This is a genomic window from Providencia alcalifaciens, from assembly GCF_915403165.1.
GTDB lineage: Bacteria > Pseudomonadota > Gammaproteobacteria > Enterobacterales > Enterobacteriaceae > Providencia > Providencia alcalifaciens_C.
In genome coordinates, this window is record NZ_OU659204.1 from 3,833,351 (window position 1) to 3,853,407 (window position 20,057).

Below are 20,057 nucleotides of genomic sequence, written 5' to 3' on the forward strand. Positions count from 1 at the left end.
AAGCAGTGCTTCGGCGCTGCTTTTTTATGATGTTTTCTTAACAAGCCCCACAAAAGTAATTAGCTAATAAATAAAAAGGCAATTATCAGACGAATAATAAATTAGAAAGAAGTCACCCGCTTATCTAGAATTCCCTCCAGCAATAACTGTTTTTATGAATAAATTCTTTCATAAATAACCATTTTTATCTTTGGAGCTTTGGTTATGGATAACCGCAAAAAATACCCATTCAATTCGACAAATCAGCACGCCGCACAACTAACATCTCAAGCCATAAAGAATGGCCAACTACAGCTTGGTCAATACCGCTCACGAGGGCGCGTTGCTAAAATCCATGTAGATAGTGCACATTTTGAGGGATTAAAATCCAATCCTCAGCAAACACACTCTGGGCAAACGGCTTTCAACCTCATGAATTGGCTACTGGATAAACCTCGTCTACCCGGTGAACAGCATCAAAGTTTTCTATTTAGCACGCTAAATGGTCATAAATTTTCAGGTTTTGAGTTCCATCCGCAACATAACATATGGGTTGATAGTTTCCGATCACCCCATCAATGGCGTGATGGTGAGCCCCGCTCTCAAGCACAACTCGCTGATGCCTTACTCCCAAGTGGGCAATGGTATCGTCACTATGACACTGTGATACTTGCCAGTAATGCCAATGATTTGCAGGTCGAGATTGTTCGCCACTGGCTTGAATTAACTGGCGGTAGCCTCATCATCATTGTCGATGATAAAGAAGAAGTTTCATTACCTATTCAGCAGCTACTTGATGAGCTGGAGGAAATTGGAATTGACAGCGCCCCACTGGCAGCCCCGACGGAACAAAAATCAATGGGAATGCACGTTACTGCCTACCAAAACACATCCCAAGGGATAGAAAAAACGACGCATACCATTTCCAATTTAACCCACTATGCAAGTGGGCTACCTGAGAATACAGCAGCCACAGTCTGGGTTTATGAAGGCGTGATCACCGCCCCTGAATCTGAAATTCTTCGTCTCCATTTGGACACGCAATATCATGGAAACGATCTTACTTTTGAAGTTGACCAGCAAGCACAGCGTAGCCCTAAACACGATAAATTTGATGAAATAATCCTACATGAAATTAAAGCTGGCCAAAAAATTTCCTTTAAAATCACCACGACCACTCAAGGGCCACCACCAGAAATTCGCTTAGCTTGGGGGCTTCCAAATGGCAAACCTATTCAATTTATTCCTAATGAAGTCATTCACCATAATCAATCACCTATTTCTGATACACCGTCTATAGCCGCATCCTCGACAACGCTGGCGGCATTTAATCCCTATGGTTTTCAGCAATCAGTATCACTGCCAGCGACATCGATAAACTCCCTATCGTTAACAAAGAACACACTGAAAAATAGCCATTATTTCTCTATCATTATCAACAGCTCACCAAAAAATATTGTTTTGAGGCTGGATAATATCGAGCTATCTCACCGAGATTCTTGGGAAGCATTAGCAACTGAAATTGAAAGCCATATTAATCAACAACTGGCGGAGCGTGAGCAACCTACCGTTGCTGTGCATTACACCAACCACCAACTCGTTATCGAGTGTGATGGCATGCAAATTTCGCAATTCCAACTAAAAAATCAGCAACTTTATCCTATTCTCGTCGCAGAGAATCCTAATCAATTGGCTAATCAGTTTGTTGTTGGTGCCATCTCTGGAACGTTGCCAATTATCGATGAAGTCGCGTCATTTCACCTTATTGAAGCCCCTTTATTTGGGCAAGTTGAGCTCAACCAGCAAACAGGAGAGTGGCAATATCAGCCATTCCATCATCAAACATTTAAAGGGCATGACCAATTTGATGTGATAGCGGTGATGGAAGATGGTCGCGTTTCTGCCCCGATGTCTATTCAATTACAAGCGGAAGATGCTCCGCAACTTTCGATTCCGGGGCAACGCACCTTCTCACTACCCGATCCTATTTATTCTCAACCATCATTGCGTCATCAGCCTGTTCCTGATGATATTCAGGTTCATCGTATCCAATTGGCACAGACCCATTTACTTTCCCCTAATGACCCCTATTTTAGTTTAACCGCCGATCGCTGGGCGCTGTTAAAAGTCGACATTACGAGCCCATCTGCAGTCAATGCCCCCGATATTGTGGCCACCATTTTTGATAAACAAGGGAATCAGATAGAAAGTATTATCTTAACTGGCCCATCTAGGCTGCCTACTGATCTCGATGCCCCGCCCACAACACCGAGTGTGGATGCGCAAAATATGCATCGCAATAGTTATACCGCCCCCATAAAAGGCAAATGGATTCAGCCTGATATGCAAATTCAGCTCAAGGTTGGGGGTATCCCTATCACTCAGCCATATACCAATCCTGAGGGGATTTTTTCACCTGCAGTGATGTCGGTGACTCCAATGACCACCCACGTCACTCACACTAATTTTTATCGTGAAGGCCATGGATTTTACTCATACTCGCCATTGAGCTGGGGACTGGAGGCGCACACTAAGTTGCCAACACATCAATTCACACTACTTAGCTACCCTGCGCTTACTAAAAAAACCAGCTTGTTCCCGTATATTGTGAAAGATGGGCAAGGTTTTCTAGATAACACAACGCTAATACACCTCCAGTATGATGCGCCCCAGAATATTGCTGAGCCATTCATGTCTCAAATTAATTGTGCTCTTATGCATAGCAATTACGCTACGCAGCGCAGCAAACTACCCTCCGAATTTTTCTATTCATCCATTGAATCCTTTCCGATGCCTGGTGGAACATACGGCGTAATAGGATTAGCGACGCATAAGTTTGGTGGAGGGATCACGGCTCCAAGTATTTTGTGGCATGAAGTGTTTGGACATGCATTAAGCCAAGGACATACTACCAACGCTGATTATCCTTATCCTTCGGAAAGTAATGGAAAAAACATCGCTTTCGACCAATACCGTCAGCAATACACCACTTATTACCAAGAAAACCAAAGCAATGAAATCATGCCTGCCATGTACCCTGCTGATTATGCTCACTACTCCGAACAATATGATGCATTTTTAGCTCACTCAGATTATTTAACCCAACAAGCTCAACAATTTTTAGCTAAAATTCATGATCAAGAAACCGATCGCGAGTACCAATCTGTTTATCAACTTGTCGGCGTTTTATTACCTTTATCCGATGGAACACTGCACCCATATAGCTACCTTTCAGCCACTCAAACTGTAGGACACGTACACGTAGTCCCACAAGATCATTCTAATTCGATTTACAGTTTGATGGTCACCTATAGAACACCATCGGGATTAATTACCGAAAGCCTAAAGGTTTCATTGAGATATAATGAAATCAATCTGAATGTCGCTAATAAAGGTGAGTTGGTTCGCCTTGATGTAATCAAAACAGACAACGGAACAGAAACGATTGTATTTCAGTATAAAAACCCGGAATCACTGGCAAATCGTTTATTCATTCATAGTGATGGCAAATCACTGCCTGAAAAAATACAGATGGATAACTACTGGCGCGGCAGTAAATTATTTTGGTCGGTCAGTGAAGATAACCTAGCTGTATGTGCAAAGTGGGTCGAAAATGGGCGATTAAACCTGCAATACTTTTCATTAGACCCATCGCAGCCCCTTGTGGATACTGAAGCAACATTTACCCCGCTCAACCATTTTGATTTATATGAAGAAAACTCATTCGCATCATTCCCTCAATTGGCCGTACTATCCGATGTTCAGTTACTGTCTGATGTGCACATTAATCAACAAATTGATATTGGCGAATTGGCATCATCGAACAATACCTACTGGGCAACCCTCTGTCTTTACAATGAGCAAGGTGAAATTCAAGAATATGCGCCTCTAGAGCCTTGGTACCTTTCAGCTCAAGATGGCATTTTGACGGTAAAAGGTACCATAGACAGCACCCCAGGTTTAAATATTGCAGGGATCAAAGTGTATATCGACCAACATTTGCAGGATGATGTTGAAGCCAGTTCCATCTGGATACAGCAAAATCATCAAGGCACTCTCGCGGAAAACCAAGAATTTCTCAATTACGATCGCCCCGTGGAATTTAACGCACTGATTTCACAGATGGCGGGAATAAAAGAAGATGCTATCCATACACAACAAAATGCAGCCCAATGGGTTGAAGCTGCGCAATTTATTCCATTAGTCGCATAATAAATCAGGGGGCTTATTTGCCCCCTGAACATAAATCTTAATCAATATTCTAAATTAGACCATACGCTCGGTATGGCTCATTCGGCGTGCCAGCGGTAACCAACACAGCACCACCAACATCGACATCAAAAACATCAGCAAGCCAAGGCTAAACTGGCCATTTTGTGGCATTAACGCTGAAACCCATGTTGCGACACCAGAACCCACGTTCTGTAAACCGCCCACTAATGCCCCCGCCGCCCCCGCCAAATAGGGGAATGGTTCCATCGCGCCAGTCGTCGCTAACGGGAATAACATCCCTGCGCCAAAGAAGAAAATGGAGGCAGGCACCAGCAGTGTCCATGTGTTCATGATGCCAAACCAACCCGGCACCCACATCATGATGCCAGCAGCTAAACAGATTAATACCGACTGCCACATCAATGTGGAGAAATTCTTACCTTCACGCCCTGCATACCAAGCACCAAAAAATGCCGCAGGAATAGGCAGAATAAACAGAATACTGACGGTAATACTGCTCAAACCTAAGACGCCGCCCATCAATACACCGCTACACGCTTCAAAAACCGCGATCCCCGCCAGTGCACCAATCAACATCGTCAAATACGAAAGAAACGAACCGTTAGATAATAATTCACGGTATGATGCCACTAAATTATGCTTTTCAGGTGAAATAGGACGCGTTTCTGGCATCCAGCGATACATACTGAACAACACCGCGCCACCCAACAGGAATAAGAAAATATAGCAGGCGTGCCAGCCAAAAAAGTACGCCAAAATCCCACCAAACATAGGCGCTAACAACGGGCTCACTAACACCCCCATATTGAGCAGACTATTGGCATAACGTAGCGCAGTGCCTTTATACAAATCGCGAGGCATGGTTCTCACCATCACTCCCGCAACCCCTGTCCCTAAACCTTGCAAACCACTTGCGACCGTTAATACAGTCAGTGTGGGAGCAAAAATAGCGATAATCGTTGAAACTAAGAAGATAGATAAACCCGCAAGGATCACCGGGCGACGACCAATTTGATCGGATAGCGGGCCATACAGTAGCTGGGAAAAACCGTAAGAAAACAGATACGCCGCCATAACGCGCTGTACAGCCCCCGAAGGCTCACCGAAATACACCGCAATTTCAGCGATAACCGGAACATAAACAGTTTGAGTCATTTGCCCAACTGCAGCGAGGGCAATCAACATTAATAACAGATTAAAATTTTCAAGCTTTCTCATTTTGCTCTCAGACACTCATAATTCCTGAGCACACAATAGCGCCGTATTATTAAAGTTTAATAACACAAACGGTTGCACTCAGGATTAAATAATAGATTTTTGTTCGTTGTTTTGCCCATTACATTGGAATTATATAACTAGCAAACAATTGATATTGTTCTTGTGTGATAAAGATAACAAAATTTATGAATTTTTCGAGGTAGGGCACCATTTTAATTTACTTCGCTTTGGCAGTAATATTCGCCACCTCTGTCAACTTAACTGTACATTAAAATTACCGAACTCCCCATTTACAGAACAATCAACTAAAACACTTTATCGATAAGCATAAACAATGAACTGATCTAGTATGAAATCCTATTAAGTTCAGCAATGTATATCTTAAATAATTCACACTGTTGGATACTTTCTCTGAGGCTTTTTCGATAAGAGGGGCAAATTTATGGCAAATTGGGTGACAGGTCGGGTGGTTGAAGCCAAATATTGGACAGAAACCTTGTTTAGTTTAGTGGTGGATGCGCCTATTCAACCGTTTATTGCAGGACAATTTGCTAAACTCGCCCTTGAAGTTAATGGGGAACGCATTACCCGCGCCTACTCTTATGTGAATGCCCCCAGCGACAACCGACTTGAATTCTATTTCGTCATCGTTCCCAATGGAAAACTGAGCCCGAAGCTAGCTGAGCTACAAATCGGCGATACACTGCAAATCACCGATGAGGCTTCAGGCTTCTTTGTGCTGGATGAAATTCCTGAATGTAAACATCTTTGGATGCTTTCTACGGGTACAGCTATTGGTCCATTTCTCTCTATTTTACAAGAGAATAAAGGGTTAGAACGCTTCGAGAAAATCGTCTTACTGCATGCCGTGCGTTATCAAAAAGATCTGAGTTACCTGCCGCTAATGCAGCAATTAGAGCAGCAATTCCAAGGAAAATTACGCATTGTCACCGTCGTGAGCCGTGAGCACGCACCCGGCTCGCTATATGGACGAGTTCCCGCATTGATTAAAGACCATCAATTGGAAGACTTTGTTGGATTGCCGATTGATGCAGAAAATTGCCATATTATGTTGTGCGGCAACCCAGAAATGGTGCGCGATACTCGCGATACACTCAAAGAAACTCACGGGCTTATCAAACATCTACGCCGTAAGCCGGGGCATATTACCAGCGAACAGTACTGGTAATAGCCTAACTGCTAAGACAGATAATCCACTTTATCTGTCTTTTCCCCATACGCATTTTCACCTTCCATTCCCACAAAAACACCACAATCAATCAGCATCATCATCGTAATCAGTAACGGAAGAAAGCGCCCAATTCCCCATTGCCAAATGTCCGCCAATTGACTGACATCAATGGAAAAAAGGGCAAAAGCTAACACAACTAAAGCAAACCATCCCCCGGGTTTACCCCTATCATGAAGGCGCTTGGTGAAAATTGCGGCAAGGGGATAGAGTAATAAAATAAATAACACCATCACAACGACATCCGGTAATGAAAACGCATTTTGAAAGAGAGAAATTAGGGTCATCAAAATAAAACAGCCTGCAACACCCGCCCAAAATGGTCGCCGTCCAATTCTGCCTTTAAAGGAAAAAGCCCATTGTAGTAATGTCATTGTGTGTAATCCTGATACAATATTAATCTCTGAAGAATAAGTGGCAGAAAAAATGGCTCAACCAATATTCCGTTCCATGTCCATCATCATAACCGCTTTTGTATGCTATTTTCCACAAATGGCACATTCCCAAAAGGTTCCGACGTTACCTGATACCGACTTAAGCGTCGCGTATTTAGCACCTGATGCGCCAACCTTTAATCTCACGATCCCAGAGTTACGTAGCCAATTTAATCAGACCTATAAAGATTTGTATCTTCACGAATACAAAGTGATTGCTAGCCAAGATATATCCGCGCCCTACATTCGAGCCGCATCACGTATTAATCAACAAATATACTCATCTGCCGTCCTCGAACGGGGTAGTGAGAAAATTAAAAGCTTACAAATTACATTATTACCCACTGACAACGAAGCTGACGCCCAAGAAAGCCGCCAATTAATTGAACGCTATATTATTGCCATTATTCATCAATTTGACCCCAATGTTTCTCTGGATAAAGCCCCTGAGCTGACCGCAGCGCTGAACAAGTTTATCGCCAATAAAAATCCAACCCGCGCGGAAGAAGCTAGATTGGGAGCATTGCGATATATTTTGGTAAAAAGTGACAATAATGTGCTTACTTTTGCTGTTGAACCGATTAAGCTAGACCAACAAGCAAGTGAAAATAGTAAATAATTAAGAGCAACAAACACGCGAAATGGATGATGATCACGCTCTGGTAATAAGCATGATGAAAAGCAAAGCTATTATTATCCATTGTTCCTATAATGCAGGAACAGCGACAGAAACGTCTCGTTGCGCGTAATACCTTGATCGCGTGATGAAAAACTAATCGATAAATCATTCAAACTTTTTGGTTGGAGGAAATAACATGCGACATCCATTGGTAATGGGTAACTGGAAACTGAACGGCAGTACCCAGATGGTCAATGAACTGATTGCCGGCCTGCGTAATGAACTGAGCAGCGTTGATGGCTGTGACGTAGCAATTGCGCCACCAGCGATGTACTTAACTCAGGCTAAACACGCTATCGCAGGCAGCCGCATTGCATTAGGCGCACAAAACGTTGACGTCAACCTGTCAGGCGCATTCACTGGTGAAATTTCTGCTGAAATGCTGAAAGATGTCGGTGCAAAATACATCATCATCGGTCACTCAGAGCGCCGTACTTATCACAAAGAAAGTGATGAGTTCGTTGCAAAACAATTTGCAGTGCTGAAAGAACAAGGTTTAATCCCAGTTCTGTGCATCGGTGAAAGCGAAGCTGAAAACGAAGCTGGCAAGACAGAAGAAGTTTGTGCTCGTCAAATCGATGCTGTCCTAAACACATTAGGTGCAGAAGCATTCCAAGGTGCTGTTATCGCTTATGAACCAATTTGGGCAATCGGAACGGGTAAATCTGCAACTCCAGCGCAGGCGCAAGCAGTGCATAAATTTATCCGCAGCCACATTGCGAAGAAAGATGCAGCTGTCGCTGAGCAAGTGATCATTCAATACGGCGGTTCTGTTAACGCAGGCAACGCGGCTGAGTTATTCACTCAACCCGATATCGATGGTGCTTTAGTGGGCGGCGCGTCCTTAAAAGCAGATGCTTTTGCGGTGATTGTTAAAGCTGCTGCTGAAGCAAAAAAAGCAAAATAATTAAGTCCTATATTTAATTATTTTATTTAACCGTCTATTTAAAATTAACATTAAATAGACGGTTTTATTTTACCTTCTATTAAATAAAAGATAGTAATAAAAGAATTTAAAAAATCATTAATTAAAAATATAAACCATTGGATTATATTTAAAGGAACACTGTAAAATAAAAGAAAATATAAGTATCAGACAAACTCCAATTTCATTATAAATATAAATAAAAATCGAATAAACACAGTCAATTAGGTAATAAAATATTAGCTAACCCACTAATTTATCTACCTATCCCATTAAAAAATAACCATAGACAGCATAAAGATAATTCATTTAGATTGCTTACGTCGGCTCGCCGACTTTTCATGATTGGTATTTTTTATTCAGTAAATTAGTTGCGTAATAAAAATCAATGGCTCCTTATTAATTATAGTGGCATCCTTCTTCAAAAAAACCGAGAGACTCTTGCTTATTATAATTAATTCGTGAGCCCATTGATTTTCAATCATTAAATAATTAAAGCATTCTATAAAGGATGAATATGACGTCTATAAAGGGTTTAATTCTTAATACCGCAATTCTTAGCACAGCAATCATTTTCCCTATCTCCGGCCATTCTCAATCTCAGTCCAGCGATGATCATTGGCGCATTAAAACCAATGTGTATGTCGAACTCGAAGAGTATCAAGGTCAGCGAGATTCACTGAATAACAAAGTGTATGACAAAGCCAGTATGATAGGTAAGTTATCGCTGAGTAATCCGACATCCGCTTGGTCGTTTGATCTCGAACACCGAGAAACCTTAAGAAATCATGGAAAAAACTTCGCCAATTCCCGAGATTCCTACATTCGTAATCGAACCCAAATCGGTGTAACCAAACAATTCATTAAAGATAAAATTTCCAACCTCGATATCAATTTCACTTACCGCAAAGAATCCAATGATGGAACACCAGGCTCTAAAGCCCGCTCCTCTAATAGCCTTTATTGGGTTATGCCTTCCGGTTCAATCAACCTTGATGAACGATGGACATTTAATTATTGGGGCACGCTTTACTACTACAGTAATTTCTACGAGGCCAATAGCTACGAATTTGAATCTGAAGTGGGCGTGAGCTATAAACTCACTGATAGCATTAAAGCCAAGGTCAGCTATTACAGCGATAAAGCGTGGGATAATGAATTCACCACCCAATCCTTACAACGCCAAATTCGTCTTGGCTTACCCGTGACTATTAACCAAGATTGGAGCATTTCCCCTTATTTCCGCTACCTCATTAATGATAATGACTACAACAATAGAGGCTCTCTCACTCAGCAACTACGCAGTGGCTACCGTATCGGAACTCAAGTGGAATACAAAGTGACACCGAAGTTAGCATTGTGGGGCGGCGTTGCTTATGAACCCACTAAATGGAAATACTCGAAAGGCAGTGAAAAAACATCAGGGAACAGTAATAAACAAACGATGTATCTCGGTCAGCTCGGCGTGAAATATAGCTGGTAGAAATAACCATTTGGCAGTTATAAATTCCTAGCCGTTCCGCCATGATAGCGGACGGTTAGGAGCTTAATGTTGTCTTTAAATCGTTATCAATTAGCGGCGAATGATTTCATCAAAGATCCCACCATTAGCAAAATGCGTTTTCTGCGCTTGTTGCCAACCACCAAAATTTTCATCCACGGTGAGCAATTTCAATTGTGGAAACTGGTTTTGATATTCTTTGGCTACTTGAGGATCTCGGGGACGATAATAGTTTTTTGCGGCAATTTCTTGCCCTTTTGGTGAATACAAAAACTCCAGATAGGCTTGCGCCACTTCACGGTGATCTCGCTTATCCACCGTTTTATCGACAACCGCAACGGTCGGCTCTGCCAAAATAGAAATGCTCGGGGTAACAATTTCAAAATCCCCCTTCGCGCCTAACTCATTAATGGCTAACAACGCTTCATTTTCCCACGCGATTAACACGTCACCAATTCCGCGCTCTACGAAGCTGTTTGTTGCGCCTCTCGCGCCAGAATCTAGCACTTCAACATTTTGATAAAGCTGCTTCACAAACTGTTTTGCCTTTTTTGGGTCATTCTGATTTTTTTCTAATCCATATCCCCATGCCGCCAAATAATTCCAGCGTGCGCCGCCCGATGTTTTCGGGTTCGGCGTCACCACCGAGACATCTTTACGGATTAAATCATCCCAATCGCGAATATTTTTCGGGTTATCTTTACGTACTAAAAAGACAATGGTTGAAGTATAAGGAGCTGAGTTATCAGGCAGTTTTTTCAGCCAGCCTGGATTAATTTTGCCACTTTGAGCAATCGCATCCACATCGTATGCCAAGGCTAATGTCACCACATCTGCCTCTAACCCGTTAATCACCGAAGTGGCTTGTTTACCGGAACCGCCATGAGACTGGCGCACCGTCACTGTATCCCCCGTTTTTGCTTTCCAATAATCACCAAACTCTTGATTATATTGTCGATAAAATTCGCGAGTCGGGTCATAAGAGACATTTAAAATTTGGATATCTTTCGCCCATGCCCCTGCGGTTAATAGCAATAAAGAGAATGCCGCTATGGGATAGCGTGAACTTTGCCAGAAACGTACCATCATCCTTTTCTCCATTAATTGAACACAGGATCAGGCTGACAGATAGCAACAACAACGGGAAATACCGAAAAGGTAAATCTTATAAATAAGAGGAATATCGAGGAAAACAAGGGCAATCTTCGCCGATATGGTCAGCATAAGGCCAACCATACCGGTGAGATTTGCAATAATAGAGGTGAAAAACTAGTACAGTTTTTTCGCTGTTTCCAGCCAATCTTTCTTGAAGACGCGTTTCATATTCCTGACCGCATCAACAATATCATGGTGAACTAATTTTTCATTTTGGATCCCTACACAACGCCCGCCGTAGCCTTCAAGCAGCAGTTGAATAGAGTATGCGCCCATGCGAGAAGCCAAAATACGGTCATAAGCCACCGGAGAACCACCACGCTGGATGTGACCTAATACAGTTGCACGGGTTTCATGACGAGTTTCTGCTTCAATATATTTCGCTAATTCATCGACATCGCAAACGTGCTCGGTGATCGCGACAATCGCATGGCGTTTGCCTTTTTCAATCCCACGTTTGATTTCCGACAATAACTCTTCACGGTCAAATGGCATTTCTTCTTCTGGCAGAACGACAAATTCACAGCCACCTGCAATTGCCGCAGAGAGGGTGAGCTCCCCACAATAACGCCCCATCACTTCAACGATAGAGATACGCTTGTGAGAAGTCGATGTGTCACGTAAGCGGTCAATCGCTTCAACCACAGTTTCTAACGCAGTGAAATAACCGATAGTGTAGTCTGTTCCAGCAACGTCGTTATCAATTGTGCCCGGTAAACCAATGCATGGGAAACCTAATTCAGTTAGGCATTTAGCACCAAGATAAGAACCGTCACCACCAATAACAACCAGCGCATCTATTTGATTTTTCTTCAGGTTTTCAACCGCTACCGCGCGGACTTTTTCATCACGGAATTCAGGGAAGCGAGCAGAGCCTAAGAATGTACCGCCACGGTTGATCATGTCCGAAACGCTATAACGGTCTAATTGCTTCATGCGGTTTTCATAAAGGCCAAGGTATCCATCAAAAATACCCATTACTTCTAAACCTTCTGCAAGAGCTGCACGTACTACGCCGCGGATCGCTGCGTTCATACCCGGTGCATCTCCACCGCTCGTTAACACTCCAATTCTTTTAATCTGCTTGACCATGATGACCTCTGATTAATGAACATAAATTGCAAATCTATGAAAAACCACCGCACTGTACTGATATTCACTACAACTTGCTGACGGATTAACTGCTAAAATTCAGAAAATAATATTGCTGAATTGATTCAACAAGCGAAATAATACGACAAAGCACGGATTATGCATGGGTTTTCTCGCCAACTTTTATGTTTTCTTGTGATCTCGATTACATAATTTTAGCTCAAATGACGAAAACTAACCCACTCAACGTAATCATCTTACTTCGAAGTAAAAATTAAGTCTCGATGATAGCATGTTAATCTCAGCGCGACCCCATCATTGCAAGATGCGGAGTATTTTCCTATAAAAAAAGCACCCTAAGGTGCTTCTCCAGTTGAAAATCTAGGGATAACAGCCTATTAGGTATAAAAATAACGCGTTAGGTGGAAGAAAATTGGTGCGGCAAAACAGAGGGAGTCAATTCTATCTAACATTCCGCCATGCCCTTCAATGATGGCACCAAAGTCTTTGATCCCACTATCGCGTTTAATGGCAGACATGCACAGTCCACCAACAAAGCCCATTAAGGTAATCGCCAATGACATTAACCCTGCCGCCCACCAACTAAATGGCGTCACCCAGTACAAACAGATACCAATCAGCACTGACGTTAATATTCCGCCGATAAATCCTTCGACGGTTTTATTTGGGCTAAGCTTAGGCACAATAGGGTGTTTACCAAGTAACTTACCAAAGACATATTGCAGCACATCAGAGATTTGTGTGACCACAATTAAGAACAGCAGCAGCTTAACGTTTTCGCCTTGGTAGCCTTCAATATTCAGCATCAATAATGCCGGTACGTGGCTCAAGCAGAATACCGTGACCAACATGCCCCACTGTATTTTCGCCGTACGTTCGAGGAAGTGGTAAGTATCCCCTGCCAACGCGATCCGCGTCGGTAAAAATAAGAAGACAAATACGGGCACAAAAATCGAGAACATCCCATACCACTCAACCCCAACCAGTACATATTGCAGAGGAAGGAAGACGAAAAAACACCAAAATAGCGCTTCATGGTCGCTACGGCGAGTCGGTGCTAGCGTAATAAATTCCCTTAATGCAAAGAAAGAGATCAGCGCAAACAGGATAACGACCCCGATATTCCCAAGTACCACCGCTAAAACGCAGACAATGCACATCACCCACCAAGCACGAATACGCGCATTTAGGTTATCGATGGTTGGGTTACTTTTTTCCCCTGAATAACGGTATGCCAGAATACCGCCTATCACGCTGGCAACCATCAAAATACCAAAGACACCGGATAACAGCAGTGCTAATTCACGATCCCAAAGACTCATGGCATCATCTCCTCAAGTGCAACTTTCGCTCTTTGCAAAAAATCCGCCTTATTTTCATATTCAGTCAGTGGGGATAGTGGCTTCCCAACCGTGGCTGAACAGATAACTGGAACCACGAGTTTCGTTCCTTTCGGTAGCACACGATTTAAATTTTCCAAATACACCGGGACGACTTCAACATTGGGGTATTTTTTCGCTAAATGATAAATCCCGCTTTTGAAACTCCCCAGTTCCTCGCCATCTCCTCGAGTTCCCTCTGGAAATAAAATTAATGAATGGTTTGCAGCAAGCACCGCTTCTAGCGGCTCAAGGACAGACTCTTTTGCAGGTTTGTCCCCTTTTCTATCAACCAATACGGCTCGAAACACGTTATTGACGAGGTAGCGGCGAAATGGCGTACCATCCCAATAATCTTTTGCGGCAACAGGGTGAACAAAATGGCGCATTAAGGGTGGCAACCCTGACCAGATAACCAACCCGTCGAGGTGACTTGAGTGGTTGGCATAGTAGATGCGAGGAGTAATAGCCGGTTGGCATCCGACCCAACGTGTACGGACTCCCGTTAATAAACGGCAAGTACCGGACAACAGCATTCCCATTCCTTTCGCCAATAGAGAAACTCGCTGTGTTTTTTCCATCTTTTTTCCTTGCTCTCTTATCGAGCACAAATAAAACAATGATAAAAAAAATTCTTAATCGTATTTTCTTAATAAGATATGCAGCGTCGAACAAGAGTACAACTGGATAAGTTCTGATTTGAGACTTTATTTTCACCATCAGAATTAAGATAAAATGCAAACTATATGAAAAACCCAGATGTTAGATAAAAAATAGGGAAGCCTTAGCTTCCCCATTAATATCATTCAAGATAAAAATTATTTTTTATCTGCCGCGATACGGTCACGGATATGCTGTGCACGCTCATCTGACGGTGGGTGGGAATCAAACATGCTGGTTTCTTTGCTACCCAGTTTTGCTAATTTGTCAAAACCAGTCACTAAACCGTTGGTATCCACACCACGTTTTTTCAGCAGATCATAAGAGAAATCATCTGCTTGGCTTTCTTGGTGTTGAGAGAACTGAGAGTTAACCAGTTTTTGACCCAGCTCACCTAACTGTGAAGAGCTTAATTGAGTCGCAACATCGTTACCAGATGCTGCTGCCGCAGTACGTGCTGCAACTGCTGCATACGCAACTTGCATTGCTTTACGGGTATGACCTAAAGCAACGTGACCCATTTCGTGACCCAGAACGCCTTCAACTTCGTTGTCGTTCATGATGTCCATCAGGCCGCTGTATACGCGTACACAGCCATTTGCCATTGCCCATGCGTTCACATCTTTGGTCAGGTAAACTTTATAGTTAACCGGAGTACCGTCAACTTCACTACCCAGTGCTTTAGCAATTTTGTTTAAGCGTTGAGTGTATTTGCTTGAAGCTGGAGCAATTTTGTTTTCTGCGTCCATCTCTTTACAAGCGTCATCGCTGAATTTTTTAACATCTGCATCAGATAATGTCGCAGCTTGGAATAATTGCATTCCAGAGTTGGTCATCAGCCCAGTGTCCATACTCTTACAGCCAGTCATAATGACCGCAGAAACTGCGACCGCAACAAGCGCCTTCATTTTCATCTTCTTTTTTTCCTTGCTACAAAAATTATATTACTGTTTTTAATAAACCATTCTCGTTCTAATAACGATTAAGAGATACAGCCTAAAGATTTTGTTTAAAATCACAATAAGAATAAAGCCATTAAATAAGCAATCTATGAATTTGATAACAATTTTGTCCAAAGAGTGAAATTATCAGAATTATCCGCTAACTAAATAGTCGCGATTTGATTGAGTTAAATCACTCCAAAATGACTTAAATGGCTTTGTAGCGTTATCTTTCAAATAACTCAATCACACAAAAGTCCCCATGATGCTCAGGAGACGCAATATATTGCACAGGAGCACCTGTTTTTTCGATCAATAGGCTTTCAAAATCATTTAAGACTGAGTGCTGCCCATCTACCTGCAATTCTAGCTTGCCCTGTAAGTTAAAAATCAGCACACAGTTTCCATTACTGATCCACGAGTTTGCTGACTCGCAAGATACCCACTGCAGCCGAGCTGAATACTTTTTAGGGTTATAAATCAAATTAAAATCGCGGATGGCTTCATTGATTAATTCGGCATACACATCACTTTCACCATTAAAGGCGTAAAATTGCTTTTGTAATAAAGAAACTGGCGAGTTTTTATCTATCTGCAGCACAATTCCGGTGCCTTCCAGTACACCAATGATGCGCTGCTTATTGGGGAAAAAAGAGAATGAGCCCGCGGATTTTACGTCTGCAATCGACACTCGCCAGTCAAAGTTTTCTAGCCCTTCCCCGTGGCTTCTCACCAGTTCTAACGTAAATCCTTGCCCATTTTTCCAAGGCATTTTTTTATAATCTTGAGCAGTAAGTTTCTGGATCATGGCGCAATATGGCCTCTTTAGATGTGTAAAAATCTATTTTGCAAGTGTTCAGAATAATCGTTGGAAATAAAGATAGTACGTGGAAAGTGAATGTATAGACAACATATCAGTAATAAAAATATTACCGATAGTATAGAAGAATAAAAAATAGGGTTATCTTGCGCTCTTAAATTGCAGCTTTAGTCCGAGTGAATGAACTATCTTCAAGATAGTGGTAAATGCAGGGTTACCTTCACCAGATAGTGCCTTATATAGCCCTTCTCGGCTCATGCCCACTTCCTTTGCTAATTGGGTCATATTTCTCGCTCTCGCAATATCGCCTAATGCAGCAAGAATGAGTGCCGTATCGCCTTCTTCTAGTATTTCATTAAGATACAGCTGAATTTCTTCTTCGTTCGTTAAATGCTCAGCAATGTCATACTCTTTTATTTTAATACTCATAGATCACCTTCAATTTCACGAAAAATTTGTTTGGCTTTGTCGATATCTTTTTGCTGCGTTGATTTATCACCACCACTAATTAACAATACGATTGTATTATCAATCTTTCTTAAATAAACGCGATATCCTTTCCCTTCATGTATTTTTAATTCAGAAAAACCATCACCTATCGGTTCGACATCACCAAAATTGCCTTGTTTCAAACGCCGAATTCTTACCTGAATCTTTGTTTTTGCTCGAATATCTTTCAGGTCATGCATCCATCTATTAAAGATATCTGTCGTTAGTACGGTCAACATAGAGCCTCCCTTCTCACTATCTGTTAACTATAGTCATCATACTCACACTGTCAACTATAGTTAACAAAAATGCGTTTAGCATAAAAAAAAGCCCCTAAAAGGGGCTATAAAGACAGGGATGGTGTCTATGGCAAGGAAAAACTTCAGTTATTGCTACTTCACTACTTACTTCGAAACTCAACGATACAGCTTAAAAACTCAACTACAGGCTTTAAAAAACTCAACTACACTCACTACTAGGAATCTCTACTGCATAACTTGATATTCAACGAACTTATGCTGATTAATTTGCTCAAGCTGCGCCTTCTGCTCTGGCGTCAATAACTGGTAAAGTTCGTGATGGATACGAGCCATCTCAACGCGTTCATCCAGTTCTTTTTGCAATTGTTTCTCAAGTTGCGCTCGGACAGCTTTATCATCAAAGCGATCCGCTATAATAAGTTTGTGTAATGACTCACGTTCTTGTATTGAGGCAACATTTTCACCATGACGGTGGCGCTGGGTAGCCATCAGGTCACGAAGCTGTTGGCGCTGTTTTTCACTCAACGTGATACCATTAAACATAAATTCACTGGCACGTTCGTCGCTATTTAATGATTCAGGGATCTGAAATTGAATAGCAATATGTGTGGTTTGTAGTGGCTGATCAGGTTGCATTTGAAGCACTAATGATGGTTCATCATTAACATTACTTTCAGATGCTTCACCAAACGCAGCGACTGGCCCGAAAACAAATGCAGAAGCTAAAACGTATGCGGCTGTTTTATGTACTGAACTGTGTTTTGTTCTGTGTACTATTCTTTGCATTTAGATACCTTGTCTCCGAACGATGCTCGTGATTCAATGGAGTTAAATATACGCGGTCGGCTGCAAACTAGCGTCAGAGCATGTAAAAGAACGTAAAGTCATGGAAACGTGAAGATTGTTATCGTATTTTGGCAGTTGGAGGAGTTAATTAATGCATAAAATCCTATTAGTTGATGACGACCGTGAACTCACGTCGCTTTTAAAAGAACTGCTGGAAATGGAAGGTTTCAATGTTGTTATCGCTTATGACGGTGAGCAAGCATTACAGCAAATCGATTCATCCATTGACCTATTATTACTCGACGTCATGATGCCGAAGAAAAACGGTATTGAGACATTAAAAGAGTTACGCCAAATTCACCAAACGCCAGTCATTATGTTAACGGCGCGCGGCAGTGAATTAGATAAAGTGCTGGGCTTAGAGCTCGGTGCAGATGACTATTTACCAAAACCATTTAACGATAGGGAGTTAGTGGCGCGAATTCGTGCGTTACTGCGCCGCTCAAACTGGAGCGAGCAGACTCAAGGGGACAACAGCAACACCCCAACCTTACAAGTGGATAAATTACAGCTCAATCCGGGTCGTCAAGAAGCCAGCTTCGACAACGAAATCCTTGATTTAACTGGCACCGAGTTTACTTTGCTCTATCTATTAGCCCAGCATTTAGGGCAAGTGGTTTCAAGAGAGCATTTAAGCCAAGAAGTTTTGGGTAAGCGCCTCACGCCATTTGACCGTGCTATTGATATGCATATTTCAAACTTGCGCCGCAAACTTCCAGAACGCACCGATGGCCAACCTTGGTTTAAAACCCTGCGTGGACGCGGTTACTTGATGGTTTCTGCCACATGATCAACAGCTTAACAGCTCGAATATTTGCGATTTTCTGGTTTACCCTCGCACTGGTTTTAATGCTAGTGCTGATGGTGCCTAAGCTCGACTCTCGGCAGCTCACCGTCCTAATGGAAAGTGAGCAACGCCAAGGGGAGATGCTTGAGCAACACATCGAAGCCGAACTCGCGCAAGCACCAATGAACGACCTACTTTGGTGGCGACGGATTTCCAACGCCATCAAAAAATGGGCCCCCCCAGGGCAACGGCTGATTATCGTGACCAGTGAAGGCCGAGTGATTGGCGCGATGCCGAGTGAAATGCAAGTGATCCGCAACTTTATTGGCCAATCCGATAATGCTGACCATCCGAAAAAGAAAAAATATGGACGCGCCGAAATTCTGGGGCCATTTTCTATTCGAGACGGTGAAGATCACTACCAACTCTATTTAGTTCGCCCTGCAAGCAGCCCACAGTCAGACTTTATTAACCTGTTGTTTGACCGACCGTTTTTACTCTTGATTGCCACCATGTTAATTAGCGCACCGCTGTTATTATGGCTATCATGGAGCTTGGCTCGCCCTGCCCGTAAATTAAAAATGGCAGCGGACGATGTGGCAAAAGGTAACTTACGCCCACACCCTGAACTCGAATCCGGTCCCCAAGAATTCTTATCAACGGGTAACAGTTTTAACCAGATGATCAGTGCGTTAGATGGCATGGTTACTGCTCAGCAGCGATTGATTTCTGACATTTCTCACGAACTACGCACCCCACTCACACGATTACAGCTCGCGACGGCATTATTACGTCGCCGACATGGTGAGAGTAAAGAGCTGGAGCGCATCGAAACAGAAACTCACCGTTTAGATAGCATGATCAATGATTTGCTGGTGCTCTCTCGCAGTCAGCATAAAAATGAAATTCTTCGCGAACACATCAAAGCCGATGAGTTGTGGGGAGATATTCTTGATGATGCAAGCTTCGAAGCGGAGCAGATGAACAAAACGCTGGATGTCACCTCGCACCCAGGTTCATGGCCGTTATATTGCAATCCATCCGCCATAGGTAGTGCATTTGAAAACATAGTGCGTAACGCACTGCGTTACTCAAACACTCATATTGCGGTTGATTTCAAAGAAGAAAATAACGGTATTTTGATTACTGTCGACGATGATGGTCCGGGGGTTAGTCCTGCTGACCGCGAGCATATCTTCCGACCGTTCTATCGTACCGATGAAGCTCGCGATAGAGAAACCGGCGGTACAGGGCTTGGTTTAGCGATTGTTGAAACGGCAATTTCTCAACATAAAGGCTGGGTGAAAGCTGACGACAGCCCGCTAGGTGGATTACGCCTACAGATTTGGCTACCAGAACACGGGCGCTAATCTAGCATTATGAAGGTCT

18 protein-coding genes are annotated in these 20,057 nt (G+C 42.7%); 7 read left to right on the top strand and 11 right to left on the bottom strand.

Annotation, left to right across the window (positions count from 1 at the left end; translation table 11 throughout):
* Positions 1-204: 204 nt before the first annotated feature.
* Positions 205-4,191, top strand: a complete 3,987-nt coding sequence (locus LDO73_RS17530) for a hypothetical protein (protein ID WP_224059575.1) — start codon at positions 205-207, stop codon at positions 4,189-4,191.
* A gap of 54 nt (positions 4,192-4,245) precedes the next feature.
* Here LDO73_RS17530 and emrD read toward each other — a convergent pair whose 3' ends face one another.
* A complete protein-coding gene (gene emrD, locus LDO73_RS17535) occupies positions 4,246-5,430 on the bottom strand; it encodes a multidrug efflux MFS transporter EmrD (RefSeq protein WP_224061218.1) in 1,185 nt (394 codons plus the stop codon).
* A 442-nt stretch (positions 5,431-5,872) separates the two neighbouring features.
* On the opposite strand from emrD, the gene fpr reads away from it, so the two are divergent.
* Positions 5,873-6,619 carry a ferredoxin--NADP(+) reductase gene (fpr, locus tag LDO73_RS17540; RefSeq protein ID WP_224059576.1) on the top strand — a complete coding sequence of 249 codons (747 nt, stop codon included), beginning with the start codon at positions 5,873-5,875 and terminating at the stop codon, positions 6,617-6,619.
* A gap of 11 nt (positions 6,620-6,630) precedes the next feature.
* On the opposite strand, the gene LDO73_RS17545 is transcribed toward fpr, so the two are convergent.
* The gene (locus tag LDO73_RS17545) at positions 6,631-7,053 is read right to left on the bottom strand and encodes a DUF805 domain-containing protein (RefSeq protein ID WP_224059577.1); all 423 of its coding nucleotides are present in this window, start codon (positions 7,051-7,053) and stop codon (positions 6,631-6,633) included.
* Between the two features lie 52 nt (positions 7,054-7,105).
* Between LDO73_RS17545 and LDO73_RS17550 the strand changes: the two genes are divergently transcribed.
* The 3 genes from LDO73_RS17550 to LDO73_RS17560 all read left to right on the top strand — a co-directional run bounded on the left by LDO73_RS17550 (position 7,106) and on the right by LDO73_RS17560 (position 10,200).
* Positions 7,106-7,732, top strand: coding sequence for a DUF1454 family protein (locus LDO73_RS17550; RefSeq protein ID WP_224059578.1), 627 nt, complete (start codon positions 7,106-7,108; stop codon positions 7,730-7,732).
* Positions 7,733-7,928: 196 nt separating this feature from the next.
* Positions 7,929-8,699, top strand: coding sequence for a triose-phosphate isomerase (tpiA, locus tag LDO73_RS17555; RefSeq protein WP_036950832.1), 771 nt, complete (start codon positions 7,929-7,931; stop codon positions 8,697-8,699).
* Positions 8,700-9,228: 529 nt separating this feature from the next.
* Positions 9,229-10,200, top strand: coding sequence for an OmpG family monomeric porin (locus LDO73_RS17560; RefSeq protein WP_224059579.1), 972 nt, complete (start codon positions 9,229-9,231; stop codon positions 10,198-10,200).
* 90 nt (positions 10,201-10,290) lie between these two features.
* On the opposite strand, the gene LDO73_RS17565 is transcribed toward LDO73_RS17560, so the two are convergent.
* The 9 genes from LDO73_RS17565 to LDO73_RS17605 form a co-directional block, all read right to left on the bottom strand.
* Positions 10,291-11,304, bottom strand: a complete 1,014-nt coding sequence (locus tag LDO73_RS17565; protein ID WP_224061219.1) for a sulfate ABC transporter substrate-binding protein — start codon at positions 11,302-11,304, stop codon at positions 10,291-10,293.
* A gap of 183 nt (positions 11,305-11,487) precedes the next feature.
* Entirely contained in the window at positions 11,488-12,465 is a 978-nt protein-coding gene (gene pfkA, locus LDO73_RS17570; RefSeq protein WP_224059580.1) for a 6-phosphofructokinase, read from the bottom strand.
* Positions 12,466-12,863: 398 nt separating this feature from the next.
* Positions 12,864-13,808, bottom strand: coding sequence for a phosphatidate cytidylyltransferase (locus LDO73_RS17575; protein WP_154603265.1), 945 nt, complete (start codon positions 13,806-13,808; stop codon positions 12,864-12,866).
* Entirely contained in the window at positions 13,805-14,446 is a 642-nt protein-coding gene (locus tag LDO73_RS17580) for a lysophospholipid acyltransferase family protein (protein WP_224059581.1), read from the bottom strand. The genes LDO73_RS17575 and LDO73_RS17580 overlap by 4 nt, the downstream gene beginning before the upstream one ends.
* Positions 14,447-14,683: 237 nt before the next feature.
* Positions 14,684-15,439 (bottom strand): M48 family metallopeptidase, encoded by a 756-nt coding sequence (locus LDO73_RS17585; RefSeq protein ID WP_224059582.1) that lies wholly within the window; start codon positions 15,437-15,439, stop codon positions 14,684-14,686.
* Between the two features lie 253 nt (positions 15,440-15,692).
* Positions 15,693-16,274 carry a HutD/Ves family protein gene (locus LDO73_RS17590; RefSeq protein WP_224059583.1) on the bottom strand — a complete coding sequence of 194 codons (582 nt, stop codon included), beginning with the start codon at positions 16,272-16,274 and terminating at the stop codon, positions 15,693-15,695.
* A 153-nt stretch (positions 16,275-16,427) separates the two neighbouring features.
* On the bottom strand, positions 16,428-16,715 hold the full coding sequence (locus tag LDO73_RS17595) for an addiction module antidote protein (protein ID WP_224059584.1): 288 nt from the start codon (positions 16,713-16,715) through the stop codon (positions 16,428-16,430).
* Positions 16,712-17,014: a type II toxin-antitoxin system RelE/ParE family toxin gene (locus LDO73_RS17600; protein ID WP_224059585.1), complete on the bottom strand. Its 303-nt coding sequence runs from the start codon at positions 17,012-17,014 to the stop codon at positions 16,712-16,714. Before LDO73_RS17600 ends, LDO73_RS17595 begins: the two co-directional genes overlap by 4 nt.
* Before the next feature lie 246 nt (positions 17,015-17,260).
* Complete coding sequence (locus LDO73_RS17605) at positions 17,261-17,821, bottom strand: Spy/CpxP family protein refolding chaperone (protein WP_224059586.1); 561 nt, start codon at positions 17,819-17,821, stop codon at positions 17,261-17,263.
* Positions 17,822-17,972: 151 nt separating this feature from the next.
* On the opposite strand from LDO73_RS17605, the gene cpxR reads away from it, so the two are divergent.
* Entirely contained in the window at positions 17,973-18,671 is a 699-nt protein-coding gene (cpxR, locus tag LDO73_RS17610; protein ID WP_006660535.1) for an envelope stress response regulator transcription factor CpxR, read from the top strand.
* Positions 18,668-20,038 carry an envelope stress sensor histidine kinase CpxA gene (cpxA, locus tag LDO73_RS17615; RefSeq protein ID WP_036950809.1) on the top strand — a complete coding sequence of 457 codons (1,371 nt, stop codon included), beginning with the start codon at positions 18,668-18,670 and terminating at the stop codon, positions 20,036-20,038. The genes cpxR and cpxA overlap by 4 nt, the downstream gene beginning before the upstream one ends.
* Positions 20,039-20,057 lie beyond the last annotated feature (19 nt).

Coding starts and splice junctions, on each gene's coding strand:
- LDO73_RS17560 (WP_224059579.1), top strand. CDS start 9,229: ATGAATATGACGTCTATAAAGGGTTTAATTCTTAATACCGCAATTCTT.
- LDO73_RS17590 (WP_224059583.1), bottom strand. CDS start 16,274: ATGATCCAGAAACTTACTGCTCAAGATTATAAAAAAATGCCTTGGAAA.
- LDO73_RS17545 (WP_224059577.1), bottom strand. CDS start 7,053: ATGACATTACTACAATGGGCTTTTTCCTTTAAAGGCAGAATTGGACGG.
- cpxR (WP_006660535.1), top strand. CDS start 17,973: ATGCATAAAATCCTATTAGTTGATGACGACCGTGAACTCACGTCGCTT.
- cpxA (WP_036950809.1), top strand. CDS start 18,668: ATGATCAACAGCTTAACAGCTCGAATATTTGCGATTTTCTGGTTTACC.
- pfkA (WP_224059580.1), bottom strand. CDS start 12,465: ATGGTCAAGCAGATTAAAAGAATTGGAGTGTTAACGAGCGGTGGAGAT.
- LDO73_RS17565 (WP_224061219.1), bottom strand. CDS start 11,304: ATGGTACGTTTCTGGCAAAGTTCACGCTATCCCATAGCGGCATTCTCT.
- LDO73_RS17550 (WP_224059578.1), top strand. CDS start 7,106: ATGGCTCAACCAATATTCCGTTCCATGTCCATCATCATAACCGCTTTT.
- LDO73_RS17585 (WP_224059582.1), bottom strand. CDS start 15,439: ATGAAAATGAAGGCGCTTGTTGCGGTCGCAGTTTCTGCGGTCATTATG.
- tpiA (WP_036950832.1), top strand. CDS start 7,929: ATGCGACATCCATTGGTAATGGGTAACTGGAAACTGAACGGCAGTACC.
- fpr (WP_224059576.1), top strand. CDS start 5,873: ATGGCAAATTGGGTGACAGGTCGGGTGGTTGAAGCCAAATATTGGACA.
- LDO73_RS17600 (WP_224059585.1), bottom strand. CDS start 17,014: ATGTTGACCGTACTAACGACAGATATCTTTAATAGATGGATGCATGAC.
- emrD (WP_224061218.1), bottom strand. CDS start 5,430: ATGAGAAAGCTTGAAAATTTTAATCTGTTATTAATGTTGATTGCCCTC.
- LDO73_RS17580 (WP_224059581.1), bottom strand. CDS start 14,446: ATGGAAAAAACACAGCGAGTTTCTCTATTGGCGAAAGGAATGGGAATG.
- LDO73_RS17605 (WP_224059586.1), bottom strand. CDS start 17,821: ATGCAAAGAATAGTACACAGAACAAAACACAGTTCAGTACATAAAACA.
- LDO73_RS17530 (WP_224059575.1), top strand. CDS start 205: ATGGATAACCGCAAAAAATACCCATTCAATTCGACAAATCAGCACGCC.
- LDO73_RS17595 (WP_224059584.1), bottom strand. CDS start 16,715: ATGAGTATTAAAATAAAAGAGTATGACATTGCTGAGCATTTAACGAAC.
- LDO73_RS17575 (WP_154603265.1), bottom strand. CDS start 13,808: ATGAGTCTTTGGGATCGTGAATTAGCACTGCTGTTATCCGGTGTCTTT.